Source organism: Endozoicomonas gorgoniicola (assembly GCF_025562715.2).
Taxonomy (GTDB): domain Bacteria; phylum Pseudomonadota; class Gammaproteobacteria; order Pseudomonadales; family Endozoicomonadaceae; genus Endozoicomonas_A; species Endozoicomonas_A gorgoniicola.
The window spans coordinates 2614461-2636663 of sequence record NZ_JAPFCC010000001.1; the positions used below are offsets into that span (position 1 = coordinate 2614461).

At 49.2% G+C, this 22203-nt stretch carries 17 protein-coding genes; 4 read left to right on the forward strand and 13 right to left on the reverse strand.

Going from position 1 to position 22203, the window contains the following annotated elements; all coding sequences use genetic code 11:
• Positions 1-13: 13 nt before the first annotated feature.
• The 9 genes from alaS to NX722_RS12080 all read right to left on the reverse strand — a co-directional run bounded on the left by alaS (position 14) and on the right by NX722_RS12080 (position 14389).
• The gene (gene alaS, locus NX722_RS12040) at positions 14-2635 is read right to left on the reverse strand and encodes an alanine--tRNA ligase (RefSeq protein ID WP_262568182.1); all 2622 of its coding nucleotides are present in this window, start codon (positions 2633-2635) and stop codon (positions 14-16) included.
• 129 nt (positions 2636-2764) lie between these two features.
• Positions 2765-3373 carry a tRNA-uridine aminocarboxypropyltransferase gene (locus tag NX722_RS12045; protein ID WP_262568183.1) on the reverse strand — a complete coding sequence of 203 codons (609 nt, stop codon included), beginning with the start codon at positions 3371-3373 and terminating at the stop codon, positions 2765-2767.
• Between the two features lie 64 nt (positions 3374-3437).
• Positions 3438-3908, reverse strand: coding sequence for a regulatory protein RecX (locus NX722_RS12050; protein ID WP_262568184.1), 471 nt, complete (start codon positions 3906-3908; stop codon positions 3438-3440).
• Positions 3908-4951: a recombinase RecA gene (recA, locus tag NX722_RS12055; RefSeq protein ID WP_262568185.1), complete on the reverse strand. Its 1044-nt coding sequence runs from the start codon at positions 4949-4951 to the stop codon at positions 3908-3910. Before recA ends, NX722_RS12050 begins: the two co-directional genes overlap by 1 nt.
• Positions 4952-5060: 109 nt before the next feature.
• Positions 5061-5543, reverse strand: a complete 483-nt coding sequence (locus tag NX722_RS12060; RefSeq protein ID WP_262568186.1) for a CinA family protein — start codon at positions 5541-5543, stop codon at positions 5061-5063.
• A 215-nt stretch (positions 5544-5758) separates the two neighbouring features.
• Positions 5759-8932, reverse strand: coding sequence for a hybrid sensor histidine kinase/response regulator (locus NX722_RS12065; protein ID WP_262568187.1), 3174 nt, complete (start codon positions 8930-8932; stop codon positions 5759-5761).
• A gap of 214 nt (positions 8933-9146) precedes the next feature.
• The gene (locus tag NX722_RS12070) at positions 9147-13550 is read right to left on the reverse strand and encodes an OTU domain-containing protein (RefSeq protein WP_262568188.1); all 4404 of its coding nucleotides are present in this window, start codon (positions 13548-13550) and stop codon (positions 9147-9149) included.
• 38 nt (positions 13551-13588) lie between these two features.
• Entirely contained in the window at positions 13589-13810 is a 222-nt protein-coding gene (locus NX722_RS12075; protein ID WP_262568189.1) for a putative signal transducing protein, read from the reverse strand.
• 12 nt (positions 13811-13822) lie between these two features.
• Complete coding sequence (locus NX722_RS12080) at positions 13823-14389, reverse strand: tetratricopeptide repeat protein (RefSeq protein WP_262568190.1); 567 nt, start codon at positions 14387-14389, stop codon at positions 13823-13825.
• Between the two features lie 259 nt (positions 14390-14648).
• Between NX722_RS12080 and NX722_RS12085 the strand changes: the two genes are divergently transcribed.
• Together NX722_RS12085 and NX722_RS12090 are read left to right on the forward strand one after the other, a co-directional pair.
• Positions 14649-15794, forward strand: coding sequence for a 1-acyl-sn-glycerol-3-phosphate acyltransferase (locus NX722_RS12085; protein ID WP_262568191.1), 1146 nt, complete (start codon positions 14649-14651; stop codon positions 15792-15794).
• A 57-nt stretch (positions 15795-15851) separates the two neighbouring features.
• Positions 15852-16184: a Nif3-like dinuclear metal center hexameric protein gene (locus tag NX722_RS12090; protein ID WP_262568192.1), complete on the forward strand. Its 333-nt coding sequence runs from the start codon at positions 15852-15854 to the stop codon at positions 16182-16184.
• On the opposite strand, the gene NX722_RS12095 is transcribed toward NX722_RS12090, so the two are convergent.
• A complete protein-coding gene (locus NX722_RS12095) occupies positions 16150-16719 on the reverse strand; it encodes an NUDIX hydrolase (RefSeq protein WP_262568193.1) in 570 nt (189 codons plus the stop codon). The genes NX722_RS12090 and NX722_RS12095 overlap by 35 nt on opposite strands.
• A gap of 244 nt (positions 16720-16963) precedes the next feature.
• Here NX722_RS12095 and NX722_RS12100 point away from each other — a divergent pair, with 244 nt between their 5' ends.
• Both NX722_RS12100 and NX722_RS12105 read left to right on the forward strand, forming a co-directional pair.
• The gene (locus tag NX722_RS12100; protein WP_262568194.1) at positions 16964-17608 is read left to right on the forward strand and encodes an NUDIX hydrolase; all 645 of its coding nucleotides are present in this window, start codon (positions 16964-16966) and stop codon (positions 17606-17608) included.
• 199 nt (positions 17609-17807) lie between these two features.
• On the forward strand, positions 17808-19421 hold the full coding sequence (locus tag NX722_RS12105; protein WP_262568195.1) for a patatin-like phospholipase domain-containing protein: 1614 nt from the start codon (positions 17808-17810) through the stop codon (positions 19419-19421).
• An 86-nt stretch (positions 19422-19507) separates the two neighbouring features.
• Here NX722_RS12105 and NX722_RS12110 read toward each other — a convergent pair whose 3' ends face one another.
• The 3 genes from NX722_RS12110 to NX722_RS12120 form a co-directional block, all read right to left on the reverse strand.
• Positions 19508-20230: a hypothetical protein gene (locus tag NX722_RS12110; protein WP_262568196.1), complete on the reverse strand. Its 723-nt coding sequence runs from the start codon at positions 20228-20230 to the stop codon at positions 19508-19510.
• A gap of 20 nt (positions 20231-20250) precedes the next feature.
• On the reverse strand, positions 20251-20736 hold the full coding sequence (locus tag NX722_RS12115) for a GNAT family N-acetyltransferase (RefSeq protein WP_262568197.1): 486 nt from the start codon (positions 20734-20736) through the stop codon (positions 20251-20253).
• 165 nt (positions 20737-20901) lie between these two features.
• Complete coding sequence (locus tag NX722_RS12120; RefSeq protein ID WP_262568198.1) at positions 20902-22152, reverse strand: HlyC/CorC family transporter; 1251 nt, start codon at positions 22150-22152, stop codon at positions 20902-20904.
• Between the last annotated feature and the right edge of the window lie 51 nt (positions 22153-22203).

Sequence of the window (22203 nt, forward strand, 5' to 3'; positions counted from 1 at the left end):
CTTGCTGTTCCTGTTACAGCTTCGCTTCCAGCCACTCTGGTATGGATTCCAGCGCAACTTTCAGGTTTTCAGGCTGAGATCCACCGCCCTGGGCAAAATCAGGTCGGCCACCACCTTTGCCACCAACCTGTTCTGCCACCATTTTCAACAGGTCGCCTGCTTTCACCTTGCCGGTCAGGTCTTTTGTGACACCAGCAGCCAGAGGGAATTTACCCTCTGCCGGTACTGCCAGGAAGACAATACCAGACTCCAGCTTATTCTTGAGCTGGTCAACCATGTCTCGTAGGGATTTCGGGTCAACGCCTTCCAGTGCCGTAGCCAGCACCTTCACGCCATTCACTTCTACCGCCTTGCTCAACAGATCCGCGCTGCCAGCTGACGCCAGCTTCTGCTTGAGTTGCTGCATCTCTTTTTCGAGCCTGCGGTTCTGTTCCAGCACTCCTTTTACCTTTTCCAGAACAGTGTCCTGAGAGCCTTTTACCAGCGCAGCCACCGACTTCAGTGTGTCTTCCAGACTTTCCTGACGAACATCGGCATTCTGACCGGTGACAGCCTCAATACGACGAACACCTGCAGCAATGCCCGATTCAGCCAGGATACGAATAGAGCCGATATCACCCGTGCGAACAACGTGGGTACCGCCACACAGTTCCACAGAGAAGTTGCCGGAGCCCATGGACAATACGCGCACTTCATCGCCGTATTTTTCGCCAAACAGTGCCATGGCACCTTTAGCCTGAGCCGCTTCCATATCCAGCACTTCCGTGGTGACTTCGGTATTGGCGCGGATCTGATCGTTCACCATACGCTCAACAGCGCGCAACTCTTCTGGCTTCACCGCTTCAAAGTGAGAAAAGTCAAAGCGCAGACGCTCCGGGTCAACCAGAGAACCTTTCTGAGTGACATGGTCACCCAGAACTTTACGCAGTGCTGCGTGCAGCAGGTGGGTAGCCGAGTGGTTCAACGCAGTGGCATGACGCTTTTCAGCATTTACTTCCGCTTCTACCTTGTCACCCACTTTCAGTTCGCCAGATAAAATTCGGGCGATATGCAGATGACTGTCACCCTGCTTGAGGGTATCCAGCACCTTGATGGAGCCGCCCGCAAACGTCAGGCTACCGGTATCACCCACCTGACCACCGGACTCTGCGTAAAATGGCGTCGCTTCCAGGACAACCGTTGCTTTCTGGCCTTCAGAAACAGACTCGACTTCCTGACCTTCCACAAACAGGGCTTTCACCGCTGAACCACCCTGCAGAGACTGGTAACCGGTAAATTCGGTCACACCGTCAACGGTCAGCTGTTCGTTATAGTCCATGCCAAACTTGCTGGCTGCACGGGCGCGCTCACGCTGGGCTTCCAGCGCCTGGTTGAAGCCTTCAGTGTCTACTGTCAGTTCACGTTCACGGGCAATATCTTTGGTCAGGTCAACCGGGAAACCGTAAGTATCATAGAGAGTGAAGACCACATCACCCGGAATCACAGCACCTTTGAGGGTAGACAGTTTGTCTTCCAGCAGGCGCATGCCTTTGTCCAGTGTCCTGGTAAACTGCTCTTCTTCCTGCAACAGAATACGTTCGATCTGAGCCTGGTTGGATTTCAGCTCCGGATAAGCATCGCTCATCTCACGCACCAGTGATCCCACCAGCTTGTAAAAGAAAGTCTCGGTTGCCCCCAGTTTGTGACCATGACGGCAGGCTCGACGAATGATTCGACGCAGTGTGTAGCCACGGCTTTCATTGGATGGCATCACACCATCAGAGATCAGGAAAGCACTGGAACGAATATGGTCCGCAATAACACGCAGGGAGCCAGCCGTAGTATCAACGCCACCCAGCACTTTGGAGGCATCTTTCAGCAAGCCCTGGAAGATATCAATATCGTAGTTACTGTGGCCGCCCTGCAAAATGGTGGAGATACGCTCCAGTCCCATGCCGGTATCGACAGACGGTTTTGGCAGAGGTTCCATGGTTCCGTCAGCCTGACGGTTGTACTGCATAAATACGATGTTCCAGATTTCAATGAAACGGTCGCCATCTTCCTCCGGAGTGCCAGGGCGTCCACCCCAGATGTGTTCACCATGATCGTAGAACACTTCGGTACATGGACCACATGGACCCGTATCGCCCATCTGCCAGAAGTTATCCGATGCGTAAGGTGCGCCCTTGTTGTCACCAATGCGAATGATGTTTTCAGCCGGCACACCGACTTCATTCAGCCAGATGTTATAGGCTTCATCGTCGGTTTCATAAACGGTGACGCACAGCTTTTCAGCGGGCAGGCTCAGGGTGACAGTCAGGAAATCCCAGGCGTATCGGATGGCATCCTGCTTGAAGTAGTCACCAAAGCTGAAGTTACCCATCATTTCAAAAAAGGTGTGGTGACGGGCGGTGTAGCCCACGTTTTCCAGGTCGTTATGTTTACCTCCGGCACGAACACATTTCTGGGAAGTGGTCGCCCGGGTGTAAGCCCTGTTTTCACGTCCAAGAAATAAATCCTTGAACTGATTCATCCCGGCATTGGTAAACAGCAGGGTTGGATCATCGTGAGGCACCAGCGAACTGCTTGGCACAATTTCATGCCCTTTTTCCTTAAAGAAGTTAAGGAAGGCAGATCGTATCTCAGAGCTTTTCATACAGGTCTTCCGTCAGGGAGGTTCAAATAGCAATAGTAAACCGGCCATTATATAGAAGCAGACGATAGAATCAGCAGGAAATATCAATCTATGCGTGCATTTTATTTAAAGAGCCTGATAAATACGCACTTACTGGCTTAACTTTCCCGCCAGCTGAAGCTGCCGGTAATGGTTACAAAAGTCAGTCACGGATTGATGAAGGCTGCGGGAAGCCTCGGGCATCCCTGCATTTTTCAGAACTTCAGCCGCCACCTCTGCGGTACAAAGATGACCCGCCTGTTGATTTCTGCGCAAACTGTAACCCGATGCTGGCACATTATTCAGCGACATCAGGGGTAAACGGTGCAGATAAGGGCTTTGCCGGTACATTTTCCGTGCCTGCTGCCAGGTGGCGTCTAACAGAATAAACAGTTTTTTGGAGGGTGCTGCCTTCTCTTCAGTCACGCCTTGCGGATAAACAGCTTGCTGGTAGATAGCGTAAGCTTCAGGCATCAACAGAACCGGCTCCCAATGTGGGTCATCCAGCAATGTCAGTAACTCTTCTGAAGGTTCAACCCGGCTCCAGTTAACCACCAGCGTATCGGGAAGCATCGTCCTGACCAGTTTTCCGGTATTACTGATTTTTGCAAACTCTACCGGATGGGTTAACAGGCAAAACCGATGCTGACAACTGAGTACAGGCAGAGACGGGCAAAAGCAGGAAGACGCTTCAAAACCACAGCGGGAACAACAGGACATGAATCAACTCTCAAACAGCCATGAGCGGAAAAAGGACATGAGCGGAAAAATGAATCTGCACATTTTATCCCAGGCAGGCATTGATATGACTCGATAAAAAGCCTCTTTGTGCAAGGAAGCGGTATACTTTCATACGATCTTTTGGTGAAAGTTTTTTCTGTTCTCCCATTTTTTTATCTTTTAGCCGGCTCGCTTCAGAAAACCATTTGTCATCATCGTCAAACAGATAGTTCGCCAGCAGACTCTGTGAAACGCCTTTCTGTATCAATTCATTACGAATACGTGCAGGGCCATAGCCTTTATTGCTGCGGGAATAAACATAAGCTTCAGTAAAACGCTCATCACTTTGCAAGCCTTCATTAACCAGTCTCTGCAAGGCCTTTTCGATAAGCTCAGGAGCAAAACGTTTTTGAAGCTTATAAGACAGCTCGAAATAGCTGTGTTCACGCCGGGCCAGCAAGTCCATTGCTGCCCGGCGAACATCCTGTTCAGCTTGCCCCTGTTCAACAAGTGTCTGTTCAGATAGTTCCTGCATTATTCTGCTAACAGTTGTTCCTGACCTGCCTTTTCCGAACCTTTTGTCTCGGAATCTGTATTCAGGAGTTCGGCCCGAATCTGCACTTCAATTTCATCTGCAATTTCCGGATTTTCTGTCAGATATTTGCAGGCGTTCGCCTTACCCTGGCCAATCTTGGTGCCTTTATAGGCATACCAGGCACCGGATTTTTCTACCAGCTTCAACTTCACGCCCAGGTCAATCACCTCACCCATGTGGTAAATACCCTGGCCGTAGAGAATCTGAAATTCCGCCTGTTTGAACGGAGGTGAAACCTTGTTTTTAACAACCTTGACCCGGGTTTCATTACCAATAATCTCATCGCCCTGCTTCACTGCGCCGGTACGGCGAATATCCAGTCGCACAGACGAGTAGAATTTCAGGGCATTACCGCCGGTAGTGGTTTCCGGGTTGCCAAACATCACACCAATCTTCATACGAATCTGGTTAATGAAGATTACCATGCAGTTAGTCTGTTTGATGGAACCGGTCAGTTTCCGCAATGCCTGGGACATCAGGCGCGCCTGCAGGCCTACGTGGGAATCACCCATATCGCCTTCGATCTCAGCTTTTGGCACCAGCGCCGCAACAGAGTCTACAACAATGACATCAACCGCTCCGGAACGAACCAGCATGTCGGTAATCTCCAGAGCCTGCTCACCGGTATCAGGCTGGGATACATACAGGTCATCAACATTCACCCCCAGCTTACCGGCATACTGAGGATCAAGGGCATGTTCGGCGTCGACAAATGCACAGGTGGCACCCTGCTTCTGGGCTTCAGCAATAGCACTCAGAGTCAGAGTCGTTTTACCGGAGGACTCTGGTCCGTAAATTTCAACAATTCGGCCTTTGGGCAAACCACCAATACCCAGAGCGATATCCAGCTGCAGGGAGCCTGTAGAAATGGCGGGAATGGCCTCCTGCTTCTGATCACCCATTCGCATGACAGCACCTTTACCAAATTGGCGATCAATCTGGCTCAGAGCCGCTGCCAGTGCTTTCTTTCTATTCTCATCCATTGTCTGATTCCATCCTCAGTGCTTGCCTGCGCAGGGCATGGCGAATATAAATGCTACACATACTGTATATTTAAACACTATATGTATATTTGTCCAGTATATTTGTCGATTATTGCAGAAGCCTGATAAGCTCGGACAGCGCAACCTCCACAGACTGCTCCCGTACCTGCTGCCGTTCACCTGCAAACCGGAAGGCTTCGGAAAAGGTTTTTTCCCGACAATACCATGCGATATGAACAGTGCCTACCGGTTTATCCCGGGTACCCCCGCCAGGACCGGCAATACCGCTGATGGCAATACTGACGGGAACGTTCAGGCTCATGGCAACGCCACGCGCCATTTGTTCAACAACAGGCTGGCTGACCGCACCGTATGTTTCCAGTAGCTCACAGGGAACATCGAGGAGCCGGTGTTTCATGGCATTGGAATAACTGACCACTGCACCTTCAAACCAGTCTGAGCTGCCCGGAATAGCCGTTAATACCTGACTGACCCACCCGCCGGTGCAGGATTCAGCAGTCGCCATTTTCAATGACTGTCTGCCTAGCTCAAGTGACAGTTGCAGAGCCAGATCGGATAATTTGTCAGTCACTACAATCTCCTGAGTCCTGTTGTGAGAGACAGTTATACTATGCCTGTTGTGCAGATAACAGAAGCTGTAAGCATTACTAAGGGAAGCGGCACTCAATAACATACCAGCGCCTCCGTCATTCCCGCGAAGGCGGCTCTTGTAAAGGAGAGAGTACCACGGTAGTGGATCCCCGCCTTCGCGGGGATGGCGATGGGATATTTTTATCTGCTACTTCCCTAAGCCCTCACATTCAACTTGTTCAATAGAGATTCCAGCTGCTCAAGATCCATTGCTTCACACAACTGCACTATATATTGATTCAGTTCGTTAAAATCCCGATTCTCACCAAACGACTTAACCTGCTCCTGCAAGGATTCCAGATCCCCCATCTCAACAGCTTCACACAGGCACCGGGTGAACAGCTCTCGCTTGTCTCTGCCCAGCTTTGCAATCAACTCGTCAAGGTCGGCAGACAACATCTGTTTGCTGCGAGTCAGCTTGAACTCTATGCCCAGCTGCCTTTCAATCAATTCGTACAACCCGGCTGCATCAAAAGGTTTACCGACAAAGCCATCAAACCCTTTCGAGAGAAGCCCTGAGCGTGCCTCCTGGCTGACGCTGGCGGTGACAGCAACCACCTTTATTCGACGCCCATGCGGTCTTTGCCTGATACGACGCAACGCCTCAATACCATCCAGTACTGGCATGCGAATATCCATAAACACCATAACGAAGTCATTCTGATCAAGCGCTTCCAGTGCTTCTGCACCATTACAGGCCTGTTGCACCGAAAATCCGGGAATCTCAAGTAAACGCGCCAGCATGTCCCGGTTACTGTCGATATCGTCCACCACCAGAATTGACTGCCCCTTCCAGCTTTCCGGCAATTCCGGACAATAGGAGTCGCGATGCACCCGGTAACGTCCCTGAAGGTCTTTAACGTTTCCAGCTTCCAGAGGAATAGTAAACTCAAAACAACTGCCTTTGCCCACCTCACTCGATACAGTCAACTCTCCCCCCATGGCTGCTACCAGGTGTCGACTGATCGCCAGCCCCAGCCCGGTTCCTCCTGCCATATATTCAGATTTCAATTGCCTGAAAGGTTCAAATACCCGCTGCAAACCCGATTCATCAATACCAATACCCGTGTCTTCTACGGCAAAATGCAAACATCTGCCGCTTAATTCAACCAGCATTCTGACCCAGCCCGAATTCGTATATTTTACCCCGTTACTCATCAGATTGAGCAAAACCTGTCGTACTTTTATTTCGTCTGCCACGATAACGGACGGCAAATCAGATGCCGATTCAACCTTTAATACCAATCCTTTACTGTTTGCTTTTTCCAGCAGCATGTTCCGCACATCGGCTAACATTTCCCGCAAATCCATAGTCACCGGATGCAACTCAATCTGGCTCGATTCGATCTTAGTCAGGTCAAGGATGTCGTTTATTAAAGACAACAGATGTCTTCCACTAGATTCAATGGTTCGCAGGCTTTTCTCATGCCCTTCCCGGACTTCCCGATCCTGCAGCAACACTTGTGTATACCCCAGCACACCATTGAGCGGTGTCCTGAGTTCATGGCTCATATTGGAAAGAAACAAGCCTTTGGCACGGTTGGCACGCTCTGCCTGCTCCTTGGCTTCCGTCAATTCACGCTCTATGCGCTTACGCTCGGTAATATCCCTGACCACCATAGAAATCAGCAGGCCATCATCGGTTTCCAGTGGATTGCTGGTGATATCGACAGGAAAGATCCTGCCCTCCCGATCAATACCATGAGACTCAAAGCCCGTCAGGCAAAAATGCTCCCAGCTGACGGCACCAAGATCCCCCAGCAAGGGATGTGTAGAGCGGCAATTCAGTGGGGTCAATAATCGCAGAGGCATATTGACCAGTTCCTGTTGCTCAAACCCAAACATGGTTTCAGCCCGGCCATTAATCATGCTGATTATACCTTCCGGAGTGGAAATCACCGTCGCATCGGGTGCGGAATCCAGCAAAGCCTTAAATTTTCGCGTATCGTTAATGCGTTCGGTAATGTCGTTGGCCATGCCTTCTATTATCGAGTAGCTGCCTTTGACATCGAACATATCACTCCAGAAAATTTCCAGACGCCGGTGCCGGCCATCACTGTGCAACACCTCCAGTTCAAAAGTCGAAGCATTGCCCGACAACACGCCCTGAAGCTGTTCCTTAAACAGGGTTCGCTGTGAGGCATCGACAATAAAGCGGTTTACAGGGCCTAAAAATTCAATCGGTTTATACCCCAGAATCGATTGAATCGACGGGCTGACATGGATGATTCGCCCCTGCTCATCCAGATTAAAATAAAAGTACTGTCCCCTGAGTTTCTGTACCAGATGCCCGATGTTATTCGCCCGCATGTCATGCAATGTCTGATCCCGGTCAGCCAGTTTCTCCAGTAGCTCCTGAAAGCTTTCCGCCAGACTTCCCACTTCATCATCAGACATTTTGGCAATTACCGGGTAGCTCTGCCGGTAGGTAAAGTCATCCATCGACTGTTTCAATTGCGTCAACGGTCTGGTAATTCGGTCGGACACCAGACAGGCACAGGTAAAAATCAGCAACAGTGAAACCAGCATCACCAGGGCATCCACCTTGGCCTGCTCCCTGACCATCCCAAGAGCGACATCCCGCCGGATATGAGTGATCAGCCACCAGGGGCCTGCCCTGATCGGGGCTCCAAAAAACCAGTACTCATGGTCGCGCATGGGAATCCAGGATTTGCGCAGAACCGGCTTGCCTTCATCAATAAGCCCGGGCAGATCATCCCACAATCCCGAAGCCCCGTAGAGCTCAAGCGTTTCATATATCTTATGGTGATGGGCTCTTCTCGCGGTTTTGCTGTCTGTATGCAGGTAATCCCCCTGTCGACTGATAATGGAGAACTTCGGCTGCCCCATATCGGTGTCAATGACCCGAATCCGAAGGTCACTGAGACAAACATCCAGCTTTAAAACACCCAGTCGCCTGCCATCTTCATACAATGGCAAGATATGGCTGATGATTTTCCCACCGTTCTGCAGCGAGCCGGACTCGATCCATCTACCTTTCTCGCTGTCATCCACTCTTGGCCAGGCTTTTACCAACAACGGGCCAAAGGTTTCGACACCCTCTACTATTTTTATGGATTGTCCATAACGCAAAGCCTGAGTACCTTTAAGCTGGCTGGAGCTGTGGTCATACCAGACCAGGCCAATACCTCTTAACAACGCGTTGCTTTCCAGTGCTTCCTGCAACAAATCACCGGGAAGCCAGTTCAACCCATCGCTGTTAGACCCGATCATGCCCGCTACGATGTTAGCCTGCTGCATAAGGTTGACGATGTGAGCGTCAACTTCATTGGCATAGTGCCAGACCTGTTCAGTCAGACGTTTAGCCACCGTATCCGTTGCTTGTCGAATGGATAGATAAAGATGGATGCCAAAAATCAGGTTATAAAGCAGCGTGACAGGAACGACCGTAAAAAATATGATTTTTTTGCGAATTGAGAACAGCACAACTCAACTGTCACGTCATTAGATTTGAACGCTAAGAATAGACCATATTTCTATGGTCAAAATGCTTCAAGCCCTTGAGCCCTTGAGCCCTTGAGAACTATTGGTTGCGCAGTATTGATGTTGATTTACCCTGCATGAGCACCAGCACCGCAGCCAGACCATTCTCCCTGATCATTTCCGGAAAAACCATTTCCAGTGTAGAGCTGCCCGCTGGAGCGTTCGGTTCAGCTGCTTCCCAGTGTGGTGCTCCCGTAAAAAACACGACGGGTTCATAAGGTAACATCGATAAAACCCGGGTATCCTGAGCCGGATGCACCTGCACAATGTGCGGTGCAGCATCTTCAGTAGTCTGAACAGGTGTAGTGTACGGTACAACAAAAGTCAGGTGGGTCTGAAAAGCATTGGCTGCAATAATAATCATACTGTAATCGTTCCAGACACCTTCGACATTTATCTCTGCGTCCAGCAAATCAAGCTGAGGACCCAGCATATCCAGCAGGTACAGTTCTTCGCTGGTATAAGGCTCAACAACATGAGGCGCCTGATTATTGCAGGCACCGAGATTAAGCTGAAACTTGTGTTTCAGAGTTGCCAGAAACCGTCGGATTCTCGCTTTTACTTCATCAGCACTCACCGGCCTGCCCAGCTTGCGCGCTAATACTTCAGCAATGGCATGATAGAGGCAGGAGTTGTCACCAGGCGTTCTGATCACACTGAAACTGGCGGCAGTAAATAATGTACTCAGATTTTGAACATAGTCTTCAAGATGAACCGGGTTGTGCGCAACAGGCTGGTTTAACCGGGCCGGGTCAACCGGATACTGTGCATCAGGTACGTCAATGGGGTTCTGGTGTACCTCATCAAGATCCGGGTCGACTTGCGGGGAAGGCTGATGTATTCCAACACTGTACCACTTTTTCTGAGGCTTCTGCCCCGGTACTTTTTGAGGAAGATTGTGAAATAAAATATGCGTCTGCCTTCCTTCCTGAGGAGCGAACAAGGACAGATCGACCTGCTCGGGAGGAATAAAGTGATTGTACTCAACCCACTGCCCGTTTTCGTTATAGCTCATTCCCAGTTCCCTTATGCCGGTAAACCAACCGTGTATAAATTCAAAAACATAAATCTTCCCCTTCAAGAGCAGCCCCGAAAACAAAGCTAACAATCTGTAATCGTTATCATCAGACGCCTGACGTGGATCAAACCACTGTTGCAGGTCGAAAAGCCACTGAGTGGCTGGCTCAGCCCCATCGCCCTGCACTGTGAACAACAAACGGTGTATCAGCGCCCTCATACGGCTATAGTTCAAACCAAACAGCTGCGCTACGGCTGGCTGTGGGCGATGAAAGCTACTAAGTTTTAACGTGCCTCCCCAGGGAATATTCAGAGTAAGGAGTAACTCCTTCATGGTCTTCCCGATGGCCGTCTTCTCTGCTGGTGTTTTTTTGCGCCCTGATGCTGTTCCACACTGCAATCGTACTTGCCTCCAGGCGTCCCACCAGCTATGGAAAAATGCATGCTCGGCTGTATTTAAAAATGGCAGTCGAGCCCATAAGCAGTAAGAGGCATAAGCATCCTGAAAATCCTGCTGCGAGCGTTCTGTTGAATGGAGAGAGCGTTCTGATGAATGGAGAGCACCTTCCACTATAAAATCCTGCCTGAGCAAGCTTTCCGGCGAATGGGAAAACTCATCGACTATCGCATCCAGAGCCGACACGAAAGGCTGGTCTGCATACAGCCGGTTCATGTAATTGGAAAAGCGGGAACCAACCCGCTCATCCAGCATCCGCATACGAGCCAGGAAACTCAACAACCAGGGATCTGAAGTCAACGGTGAATCAGAAGGGCTATCCGTTTCATTATTAACAATCGACTGCAGAAGCTGATCCAGCTTGTCAAACTGATTTTGCAGAATCAGCCCGGCTACAACATGTCTGTATTTATTCTGAATGCTCTCAAGCCAGTCTTTCTGGTCATGATTCACCGGAATAAAGGCGGGGGGGATATTAACGCGCCCGGGCTGCAGTTTAGCCGCCATCTGGCAAGCCCAGACGTAGAGTCGGAACGCCCTGTGAGACTTCTTGCTTTTTTGCATGTATTCTTCAATCTCACTCCAGGTGACAGGTGTTTCACCCACTTCCTGACTCTGAGTTTCATAATTAATCCGGTCAATAAACCACTGCAAATCGACTTTCGCAGTTGCCTGATCTTTGAAATAATCCGCTGAAATGCTGGCCAGAAGTTTTTTCAACAAGCTGCGAAATGCCGTTATTTTTTGCACGCGATCTACAAAATCTTCCTGCAAACGCGATTCTGGAAACAACCTGGAAATCAGGTCGTATAATGGCCCCCCGCGATACAGCGGTTCTCCTTCATCCAGCAGTTTCAGGTTGGGTGGTTCGTTATCAAAATTTTTAAGGTCTGCCTTCATTGAACCATCCAGCCCCAGATAAAAATACACAGCGTAATTGGGCAATTTGGAGTCAACACCAATACTGACGGGGATATTCCTCAACGACCTGAAACTCTCCAGCGTTTCGGTAAACTGAATCAGCTGACTGATCAGTGTCTCAAAAATTTCACCCAGAATGTCTCTCAGGGTTAATTGCATGGATTCAGTTCTTAGTACCGAATAAGTCTCCTCTGCAGACTCACCATTTAAGTTCGGAATAAAGCTCGCAACGTCCTCTCTGTAAACCACAGGTATCTCAACCCTGTGATCCAGCCCATGGGCCAACGCCAGCCTGATATAAGTCTGGGCAAGATGTTCAGGCTTTATCCGGTGCTGTATTTCCACAACGGTCGTTGAACCATCCATTGCCGGTACAAGGCGGTAGACTGAAGGTATTCGGGTCGACGTAACGCTTTTGTGATGCGGTTTCCTGATCTGGTCGGTATCCATCAGTGTCCGGGTTTCCGGGTTCCAGCCCATAGCCAGCTCTTCATAAACGGTCAGACTTGCTCCCTGAAGCCCCTCAAGCAGAAGGGCGCTTTCCATTGAATGCCCACGCTGCCAGGAAAATGCCAACCCGGGAAACAGGTCAGGGAACTCAAAGACTGCTTTACACTGCCCCCGTCCGATACAACGCATCCGAACCATACCGTAAGGAGGTACGTCAATATTCAGCTCATCATGTACATTGAACATTTCAAACTTTGCAGCGGTTTCAAACGCTCGCAGAAAGCTGTCCACCCTTTCATCAAAAGCTTTATCGTCACCTATGGCATGATCAACCGGAATAAACTCATTTCTGGCCAGCGCTGAGAGACTGTACCGGTCATACCGCTGGAACCTGACGCACAACTCAAAGGTCATGGGCATCACCGGATCGTTGGCAGGCCTAACAATACACAATAGGTTGTCATGAATATAAGCTCTTTCTGTCTGGAAACTGATGCCATCCATTACCCTGACAAACACCTCGATAAAATCAGCTTGCCGGTCTGATGGCAGAGGAGAGCCATGATAAAATCGACACTGACGTGCATATTCCTCGTATGAACTGCCAAACTTAGCCGGATTAAACAGATCGACCATATTGCAGTCAAAAACGGTTTGCCTGCCCCCCGGCCGAATAAACCAGCCAGGAGTGGAGGTCGAAGCCGTGTCTACTGAATCCTGACCAGCACTGTGTAAACTTCTGCGACTCTTATTACGGGCGAGACGCTTCTTCGCCTGTTTCTCATCATACAGCCTGCCGGTATTCATACTGGACAGCCGTGCAGGGCTTTGCCTTAAAGGACTGCTGTTTAAGAATTCCATAGAGCCAGAAAACGGAGAAGATGTTACGCTGCCTCCGGGAACCGAATCAGTCTCGTCTTCCCCGACATACCCCTTTTCAATAAAAAAGCGAAGACCTGAACCAGCTTCCTTTTTAACTTTTTTTGTATTTTCATTTTTTACACCTTCCTGTGTGCCTCCCCTTTTTTTAGAGCTGCAATGGCTTAAAGGTTTTACCTCTTCTTTTACTGAAACAGGAGATCTCGAAAATTCCATTGCCTGGCCAAATATATCGCCCTCAAGATAGACTTGACTCACATCAGTATTTGACTCTGTCGATGCAGGTGGAGAAGACCTCAGCCTCAGCGTTTCTAAACGCAGCCTGAGTTCATCCCCAAAGCTTTGAGTTCGTGTATTCTGACCGGGCGAGGATGAGTACGAAGGCGATGAAAATTGACTGACAGGGGTGTTCGTATTCAACGTGCCTTCTGGCATCGCCTTATTTCTGGGCGACATGACGATCATCCGGTGATAACGCGATGAGTCAATCAAAACACCGTCCTGCCTGCGCCTGCACATTAACTCAAATAATGCATTAATGATCTCATTACCACGATTTTCCAGAAACTGCAGGGTGGAGAGAAAATTGAAAGGACTATCCCCCTCTCCAGCCCTGACTGGTGTCACAGCAGCCATCAAGCTGGACGCAAGTAACAACACCAGAACAAGGTGACGCAGGATCCCCCCCGTTCTCTCCCACACAATACTGTCTGGTTTCATCGAGTTGTTTTTAGAATTTAATTTTCAATCAAGATAGCCTAAAAGACGGGGGTCGCATTAAGATAATCACAGATCAGACGTCTGGCCAAACCCGCATCCATATCTTCAACATACAGCCCCAGCAAACCGGCCACAGGCAACTCCCCGATAGCGCCTGCCAGATACTGGCCACCGATAAAACAGGGAATATGCTGCTGTTCAAGAAAGTCTTTCAGACATTGGGCTTCGATGACATTCTCCGGGCTGTATATCTTGATCATAACCAGACGGTGTCAGGGTTGTTTCAGATAGATAGAGTGTAACTGTTCCACCAGCTCTTTTGCTTTTTCCAACTGGACAGATGTCAGCCTGCCCTGCAATGCCTTCTGTTGTTTAGCGGCTTTACTGGTCCAGCTCCCCTGCTGTTCAGCACTCAATGCCGTCCACATATAAGCGGCTATCAGATTTTTATCGGTTCCTTCGCCATTCATGTAGGCTCGTCCCAGCTCCAGCTGAGCTTCAGGGTTCATGCCCTCACGGCCTCCAGCCAGCTCAAAGTACCGGAAGGATTTGTTAATGTCTTTCCCGATTCCGCCAAGGCCATCGCGATAAGCACGCCCCAGCCATAACTGAGCCTGAGTGTTACCGTTATCAGCCAGTGGCTGCAACAAGGCTTTCGCCTGCTCAGAATCCGGTCTCTCCTGTTGTTGCAACAGACTGATCCCGGCTTCGAGCATCGCTGCCTTGTCACCCGATTCAGCCGTTCCCGTCAACGGCTGAAAATCTGCACTCAAGCCTGTCACTGAAAACAGCATCAAACCCGCTAAGACTCTGCACTGGCACTGTATTTTTATAGACATTTTTTTATTGACCTTACTGCTCTGCTGACTACGCTGAATTGTCGCCTGAACCTGTTGGGTATACCACATTCCCGAGAATAATACGTATAATGCTCCAGCAAAGCCACTATCGCCTGATCCGGTTCCATTCTGTCAATGTATTGTGCCAGTTACATGCACAGCTTCAGTTACAAAGTGGCACACGTTGACTACAGACCAGTAAAAAAACAAGCTATATAATTCGAGAGAGCCATTAACCTGACCGTAGAATAACGCCCTGATGGAACGCTTCGACGAAATAAGACCTTATCACGATGATGAAGTGCGCCCGACACTGGATCGCCTGCTTCAGGATGCCGAACTACTGCATATGCTGTCACATCATCAGTTTCCACGCCTCTCTGAATGGCTGGGTGGCATCATGTACTGGCTGACAGGACGAGGTTTACGATCCCGTCTTAAAGGGGTCGACAATATTGATGCACTTCAGAAAATCATCGAGCCGTACCTGTCCAGCGTGATCGAATCCAGCACCAGCCGTATCACCTATTCTGGCATAGAAAACCTGAAACCAGGCAAAGCTTATACCTATCTGTCCAACCACCGTGATATTGTCATGGACCCGGCTTTTGTTAATTACGGCATCTACAAAAACGGTATGACTACCGCCCGAATTGCCATTGGTGATAACCTGCTGCAGCGTCCGTTTGTCAGCGACCTGATGCGCCTGAACAAAAGCTTTATTGTCAAGCGTTCCCTGTCGGGTCGCAGGGAAAAGCTGAAGGCGTTCCAGACCCTGTCAGCCTACATCCATCACTCCATTGATACCGGACATTCCGTCTGGATTGCCCAGAGTGAAGGCCGGGCAAAAGACGGTAACGACCTGACCGACAGTGCGATTATCAAGATGTTTCACATGAGCCGGAAAGCCGCAGATGCGTCGTTTTCCGAGAGCATTCGTTCCATGAATATTGTGCCTGTGTCTATCTCTTACGAGTACGACCCCTGTGACAACATGAAAGCCAGAGAACTGTACGAAACAGAAAAGAATGGCCATTACACAAAGTCTGAAGGCGAGGACATGTACAGTATCGTCAAAGGCATTGAAGGTCAGAAAGGCCATGTCCATATTGCCTTCGGTAAACCTCTGAAGGATCACTATGAGTCGGCTAACGAGGTAGTGAGCGAAGTCGACCGCCAGATTCATAAAAACTACCAGTTGCAGCCCTCTAATCTTTTCGCCTGGGAAGCGCTGAAAGACCTGCACACAGGCACAGCTGTTCCTGACCTTGAAACCCTGTTCCCCAATGAAAACCTGGAAAACAAGCGTGCCATCTTCGAACAGCGACTGGCTACCGCCAGGGAGCGGCACAGGGACTGGCTGTTAAAAATGTACGCGACACCGGTCTTTAACCGCTACCTTTAACCACAATCTGTAACCACAATCTGTAACCACAATCTGTAACCACAACTTTTAACCCCTATGCATAAACTGTGTTTCTTCGTACCCGCTTCTCACCTTGAAGCAGTCAAAGACGCCGTCTTTAACGCTGGCGCAGGACACTTTGGAAACTATGACCGATGCTGCTGGCAGACATTGGGACAGGGGCAGTTCCGGGGGCTGGAAGACAGTACCCCGTTTCTGGGGGTATCAGGCAAACTGGAATACGTTGGAGAGTACAAGGTCGAGGTCATTTGCCCGGATGAACAGGTTGAAGCCGCCGTGTCTGCCCTCAGGCAGGCTCACCCCTATGAGGAACCCGCATTTGAAGTATGGCCTCTCAGGCAGTTCCCACTTTCCGGGGCCGGGTCATAGCAGTGCGGTAGTCAATATCCTGAATGCGCTGGATAAACTCGCCCTGCCCCCGGTCAGAAAAAAAATACTCCAGCGTCAGGCGAATAGTGGTAAAAGCCAGTTCATCCCAGGGGATATCCTGTTCTTCAAACAGTTGTACATCAAGGCTTTCCTCACCGGCGGCAAATACCGGAGAATCCATCTCAGCCAGAAAAAAAAGCGACAACTGACCAACATGCAACACATTAAACAAAGTATAGAGCTGGGTCACTCTGACATCAGCACCGGCTTCTTCAAAGGTTTCCCGAACAGCCCCCTGTTCGATGGTTTCCCCCAGTTCAAGAAACCCTCCGGGCAGAGTCCAAAGCCCCTTACGAGGTTCAATAGCGCGTCTGCACAATAAAACCTTATTGTCGTATACAGGCAGACAACCAGCGACGACCCGGGGATTTTGATAATGAATCATGCCGCATTCGGTACAAACGTCGCGCAGTCGATTATCACCTGCCGGTATTTCCTGTCGAACTTCGGCACCACAGTGGCTGCAATAATTCACATTCACTCCCTTCCTCACCTCTCTTTCATTCCACATTAGAACGAGTCGCTCTTGCTTGTCTATAGAGAGCTGAAGAAAAGCACCAATACAAAAAACAGGACATTTCAAAAGACTGTGTTAGTATCAAAAGGTATTATTGAAAAGCATCTTTCTATCACTCAAAAATAAACGACTGTCCTGAAACGAGAGGTGCTTTTTCTTTGCCGAAAACAACAAACACGGACGAAAATCGCATTTACATCGTATGCTTAGAGAGTTAGAACAAAGGTTCCAGAGTTACCCCTATCGAAGCCTGAATACCAACCTGCCACAAGCAGCCGTTCTTATTCCTCTGGTCAAACAAGAAACCGGCTTCCACCTGATACTGACCCGACGCGCTTCCCATATGAATACACATAGTGGTGAAGTCGCTTTTCCCGGAGGGAAAAAGGACGCGACGGATTCAGACCTGCTATTCACCGCGCTAAGAGAGTCCTGGGAAGAGATCCGACTTGAACCAAAGCTGGTGCGCATTGTTGGAAGAGGCAGCAGTGTTATATCCCGCTACGGTCTGGAAGTGACGCCTTTTGTGGGTATCATTTCGCAAACGCCAGAACTCAGCGCCAATACCGATGAGCTGGACAGAATATTCTCTATCCCTCTGGAGTTTCTGCTGGACCCGGACAACCTGAAAACCGACCTCTGGCAGATGAGTGACCACACTTACCAGATGCCTTTCTTTCTGTATGGGGAATACCGTGTCTGGGGGTTGACGGCCGTGATGCTGGCAGAGTGTCTCAATATTGGTTTTGATGCCAGCATTCCTTTGGACGTTCCTCAATTCAACAGCGATTTTGGTCTGCGCCCCCGGCAACGAGTCAGGCCACCAGCCTCCCAGTTCAGGTCTTAAACAGCCATGAGCGGAAAATGCGGCTCTCTCAGAAACATGAAAATGACTGAGGAGTCTGGGAGAGCTGCATTTTCATAGTAAAAGACATCTGCAAAGCAAGTTCTGGTTACTTTCCAGAGCTTGCTTTGCAGTGAGATGTCACAAACCGTTCGTTTAACACTAAACTTGTAGCCTGTTAACCAGAACTGATGTAAATGTTATGAACTCACTTCAATACTGGGTACTTGTGACATTGCTAAACGTGACCACGGTTTTTGCATTTTCCCCCGGTAGCACCTCCCCCTGCCCTGATTCAACCACCGCTGAAATCTATTTCGATAACGATGACAACACGTCGGACGCTGAACATGACAAGAGACGACACCAGTTGTCTGAAGGGGTAGGCATTGCGCTTTCTGGCGGAGGAACCCGCGCTGTCGCTCTCTCCGAGGGACAGCTCGCCATGTTCATGCAGAAAGAAAAGTACCGGCAGCAGATTACCCGTGTTTCAGCCACCTCAGGGGGAGCCTGGGCCATTGTCCCTTACTACATGCTGGAAGCAGAAAAACAAAAAGTATTTCTGGGGCATACTGCAGCGGAGCTTGAGCAACTGTACTGGGGCAGTCCCGATGATGAAAGCAGATACAATATTGCCTGGATGAACCCTGCACGTCTGGCTTCAGTACCTCAGCGACTGAGCTATTACTCTGCCGGACTGTCATTTTTCCTATCCTGGCATTATCCATTTATATTACCCGGCTTCCAGGGATGGAGAAATTTACTGGCAGACGCCACACTGGAACCCTATCATCTGGAAAGAGATACTCCGTATAACCCTGAGCAATTATCAGGTAAGACGAACAATACCGAACTTATTGTCAATGCCTACCTCAAAGGCAAGCAGGGTGAAAAAATACCTTTCCAGATGACACCGGACAGAGTCGGCGGCACCAGAACACAGTTTCAGGAAGCGGATTACGCAGTAGCACCCTGCGGGTTTAACCGCACGCCCCTGTCTTCAAAGATATCCTGCTATGGACAGCATTGCCGGGTTTCCCTGAAGCTCGGTAAAGGACTCACTGTCTCCGAAGTTATGGCAACAACAGGGGCGAACTATGTTGACAAACTCCCATACTCTTTATTTCCACCTAAGTTCACTTACCTGGAACCAGACCGAAAGAAAAAAACAGTTAAAGCTGACAGCCGGATCTTCGCAGACAGTGGCAATGAGGATTTTGTCAGCATTATGCCGTTACTGCACAGAGGTCAGAAAAAAATTATTGCTTTTATAAACACTGCCGTTCCCTTGAAACAAGGCACTTCAGGCGTGATTGGCATGGAAAAAGTAATACCAAGTTATTTCGGTGTGATCCCGGATGAATCTGCTGAAATGACAGACTATTCCAAATATAAAGAGGACAGCAGCCTGGATAAAAAAGACTGCACAACCCTTAGTTCAAGAAACAAAGTATTCGACAGCAGTCACTTCAGGGAGCTGGCCAATGCCCTGTGGCAGGCAAAAACTAACGGCACTCCCATTGTCTACCGGCAAAACAATTTAACCATTCTCAAGAACAGCTGTTACGGAATCAGCGGTGGCGAAACGGTCGATATGTTCTGGGTATACAACGATCTGCCCAAAAACTGGTTCGACCACCTTCAACCCTCTCTCAAAGAGAAAATAAGCGGGAATAAAGACTTTGACTCATTTCCGATGTATGACTTTACGAAACTTTTCCTCTCACCCCAGGTAGCAAACATGATGTCTGCACTGGCGAAGTGGACAATCGAAAATTCCGGTCATCAGTGGGGTGAGTTTTTTCGGAAAGAGTGATCACACAAATCAACGTACAAGTAGAGTAAAGGTTTGGCTATTGCCAAGCCTTCGCTGACTGCTGTCTGGTGATAAACGTTTAAAGCTCAGAGCTTCCAGATCACACGATAAGGCTTAAAGCCTAACTTGCGCTTGAATCGCTTCAGATTCTCACTGGCACCGTAATATTTGTCGTAAACATAATAGACAGTGTGGGGATAATGCTGGTAGCGGTATTCTGCGATCCCTGAAAAAAGGTAGGGAACCAATCCGTCAGATTTGTATTTATCATGGCCAAAAAAAGTGGCGTTTAACAACATCTCTCCTGCAACGAGGCAGCCTGCGTAAGCCAATAGCTTATCGTCCTTCAGCACTCCAAAATAGGGATAATCATGAACGTTGGTCTTTGAGGGAGGGTTTTTTATAGGCTTTAACTCACCCTTGAGCAACTCATCAGGCATTTTCCCCTGACGTACAGGGGTGGAGCGGTGAATTTCCTGAATATCCGCAAGATAATCGTTGTAGTTTATTTTTTCAAATCGGTAGCCATTTCGAATCGCTTTTTTTATATTGCGCCGGGCAGAGCCATTAATACTTTTCAACCAGTCTTCATGACTGTCCGGAAAAGGATTAACCGCTACGCCATACTCAAGAAAACCGACAAGTGGAAACTTAGGGTGAGGCCGTTTAGCATCCTTGTAAAAGTCTTCAGCGACTCTCAGGAAGAACGGGTCATTATCAGCACCCGCTTGCTCTCCCATCAAATCAATAGTGATCTTCGGAATCTGTCTTGCTTCATTGACCATGTTCCATATTTTTTTCAAATTCATAACAAGACCCTCTTTCATCCTCAGGACTCATAGGCGTCGATAGCTTCACCAAATCCCAGTTTTTCTATCGCTCGCAGCATGGGCTTATTGGTGACTTGAGTATCAATATAAAACGTCTCATAACCTTTTAGGTACATAGCATGAATAGCATGGCGTATTGACCGTGTCGCCAGATTTCTGCCTCGTAGTTTTTCTTCAGTCCACACCGAGCCAATAACAACATCGCCATCCTTCACGGAGTAGAACCGACAGAATCCAATAGCCAACGTGCCACAGGCTGCAACAGAGCCTTCAACAGAAAGGTAATAAAAGACCCTGTTGCCCGCAAAAGACTTAAGGAATGTTTTAATGGATTCTTTAAGCCCGAAGTGCCTGAAAAGAACCATGGCATTCAATAAAAAAGCACCTGGTGAGTCAATCAAAGTAAAATCCTTACTGTCTTCCGTGCATTTATAATCCTGCAACCGCTCATCTGACAGTGACAGCTTAAAGATCAGTTCCCGCATTATTTCACCTGGCAAAGCGCTTTTTCATCTTATGTATCTGCCAGAGAGGAGGGTGCTTTAGGGGTAACATTTTTCGCTTTCCGCTTTTCGCTGTCCGTAGCCCATTGCGAACTGGTGACTGTATGAACAGATAATAGCGGAAAGCGGAAAGCGAAAAAAAACCGGCTATTGCCAGACCTTCACGGACTTCACCCGGTTATCCTTCACCAGCATGATTTCCAGTTTATAGTTCCCGACCTTCAGGCAGACACTGGAGTCTGGAATCGTTTCCATCTCTTCGGTAATCAAACCATTGAGGGTACGGGCTTCTTCCGTCGGCAAAGCCCAGCCCAGTGCCCGGTTGATATCACGCAGCGACGCCGAGCCATCGATAATATAAGTGCCATCATCCTGAGGAGTAATGTCCTGACTGCTGTCAGAAACGTCGGTGGTAAAGTCGCCGACAATCTCTTCCAGAATATCTTCCAGTGTGACGAGTCCGAGAATATCGCCATATTCATCCACCACCAGCGCAACCCGCTCTTTGGTTTGCTGGAAGTTAAACAGCTGAGTATGCAGAGGCGTACTTTCCGGCACATAATAAGGCTCAATGGTTTCCTGCATCAGCGTTGCCTTATTGACCTCTTCCTGACTCAGAAGACGCGCCACTTTGCGCATGTGAAGCATACCGACAATATTGTTGACATCGCCACGGAACACCGGAAGCCGTGTATGCTGAGTGTCGTGCAACTGATCAATGATGTCTTTGATATCGTCATCAAGATCAATACCCACCACTTCATTGCGGGGAACCATAATATCATCGACCCGAACCTTTTCCAGATCCAGAATACCCAGCAGCATGCCACGGCGCTTCTGTGGCAGCAACATGCCAGGGTCATTGACCAGGGTGCGCAGCTCTTCTGCATTCAGCTGGTCCTGACTGCTTTCACCAGTTTTAATCCCAAAAGGCCTCAGCAGCATGCCGCAAATCCAGTTAAGCGCAACCACTACCGGGTACAACACCTTCAGCAACGGAGCCAGAACAATCGACGCAGGAAAAGCAACCCGTTCAGGAAACATGACTGCAAGGGACTTCGGTGTTACCTCACCAAAAATCAGAACCAGCAGCGTCAGGCCAAAGGTGGCAATGGCAATACCGCTATCTCCCCAGATGCGCGTTGCAATCACGGTTGCCAGCGCTGAGGCAAGAATATTAACGAAGTTATTGCCGATCAGAATCACCCCGATCAGACGATCCGGACGTTCAAGCAGGTGGTAAGTTCGCTTGGCTGCGCGATGTCCTTTACGCACCAGGTGCCGCAGCCGATAGCGATTGATCGCCATCATCCCGGTTTCGGAACTGGAAAAAAAAGCGGAAAACAGCAGCAGAACAATAAGAACGCCCACCAGAACACTCAGGGATGCTTCACTCAAGGGGAATAACGCCTCGTTTATGGATGATTTAGTCGATCTGTATTCTAACGT

What these genes read in the sequence shown, in the direction of transcription:
- NX722_RS12105 (WP_262568195.1), top strand. Translation starts at nt 17,808, where the DNA reads ATGAACTCACTTCAATACTGGGTACTTGTGACATTGCTAAACGTGACC.
- NX722_RS12070 (WP_262568188.1), bottom strand. Translation starts at nt 13,550, where the DNA reads ATGAAACCAGACAGTATTGTGTGGGAGAGAACGGGGGGGATCCTGCGT.
- NX722_RS12090 (WP_262568192.1), top strand. Translation starts at nt 15,852, where the DNA reads ATGCATAAACTGTGTTTCTTCGTACCCGCTTCTCACCTTGAAGCAGTC.
- NX722_RS12110 (WP_262568196.1), bottom strand. Translation starts at nt 20,230, where the DNA reads ATGAATTTGAAAAAAATATGGAACATGGTCAATGAAGCAAGACAGATT.
- NX722_RS12075 (WP_262568189.1), bottom strand. Translation starts at nt 13,810, where the DNA reads ATGATCAAGATATACAGCCCGGAGAATGTCATCGAAGCCCAATGTCTG.
- NX722_RS12100 (WP_262568194.1), top strand. Translation starts at nt 16,964, where the DNA reads ATGCTTAGAGAGTTAGAACAAAGGTTCCAGAGTTACCCCTATCGAAGC.
- NX722_RS12115 (WP_262568197.1), bottom strand. Translation starts at nt 20,736, where the DNA reads ATGCGGGAACTGATCTTTAAGCTGTCACTGTCAGATGAGCGGTTGCAG.
- recA (WP_262568185.1), bottom strand. Translation starts at nt 4,951, where the DNA reads ATGGATGAGAATAGAAAGAAAGCACTGGCAGCGGCTCTGAGCCAGATT.
- NX722_RS12045 (WP_262568183.1), bottom strand. Translation starts at nt 3,373, where the DNA reads ATGTCCTGTTGTTCCCGCTGTGGTTTTGAAGCGTCTTCCTGCTTTTGC.
- NX722_RS12085 (WP_262568191.1), top strand. Translation starts at nt 14,649, where the DNA reads ATGGAACGCTTCGACGAAATAAGACCTTATCACGATGATGAAGTGCGC.
- alaS (WP_262568182.1), bottom strand. Translation starts at nt 2,635, where the DNA reads ATGAAAAGCTCTGAGATACGATCTGCCTTCCTTAACTTCTTTAAGGAA.
- NX722_RS12080 (WP_262568190.1), bottom strand. Translation starts at nt 14,389, where the DNA reads ATGTCTATAAAAATACAGTGCCAGTGCAGAGTCTTAGCGGGTTTGATG.
- NX722_RS12050 (WP_262568184.1), bottom strand. Translation starts at nt 3,908, where the DNA reads ATGCAGGAACTATCTGAACAGACACTTGTTGAACAGGGGCAAGCTGAA.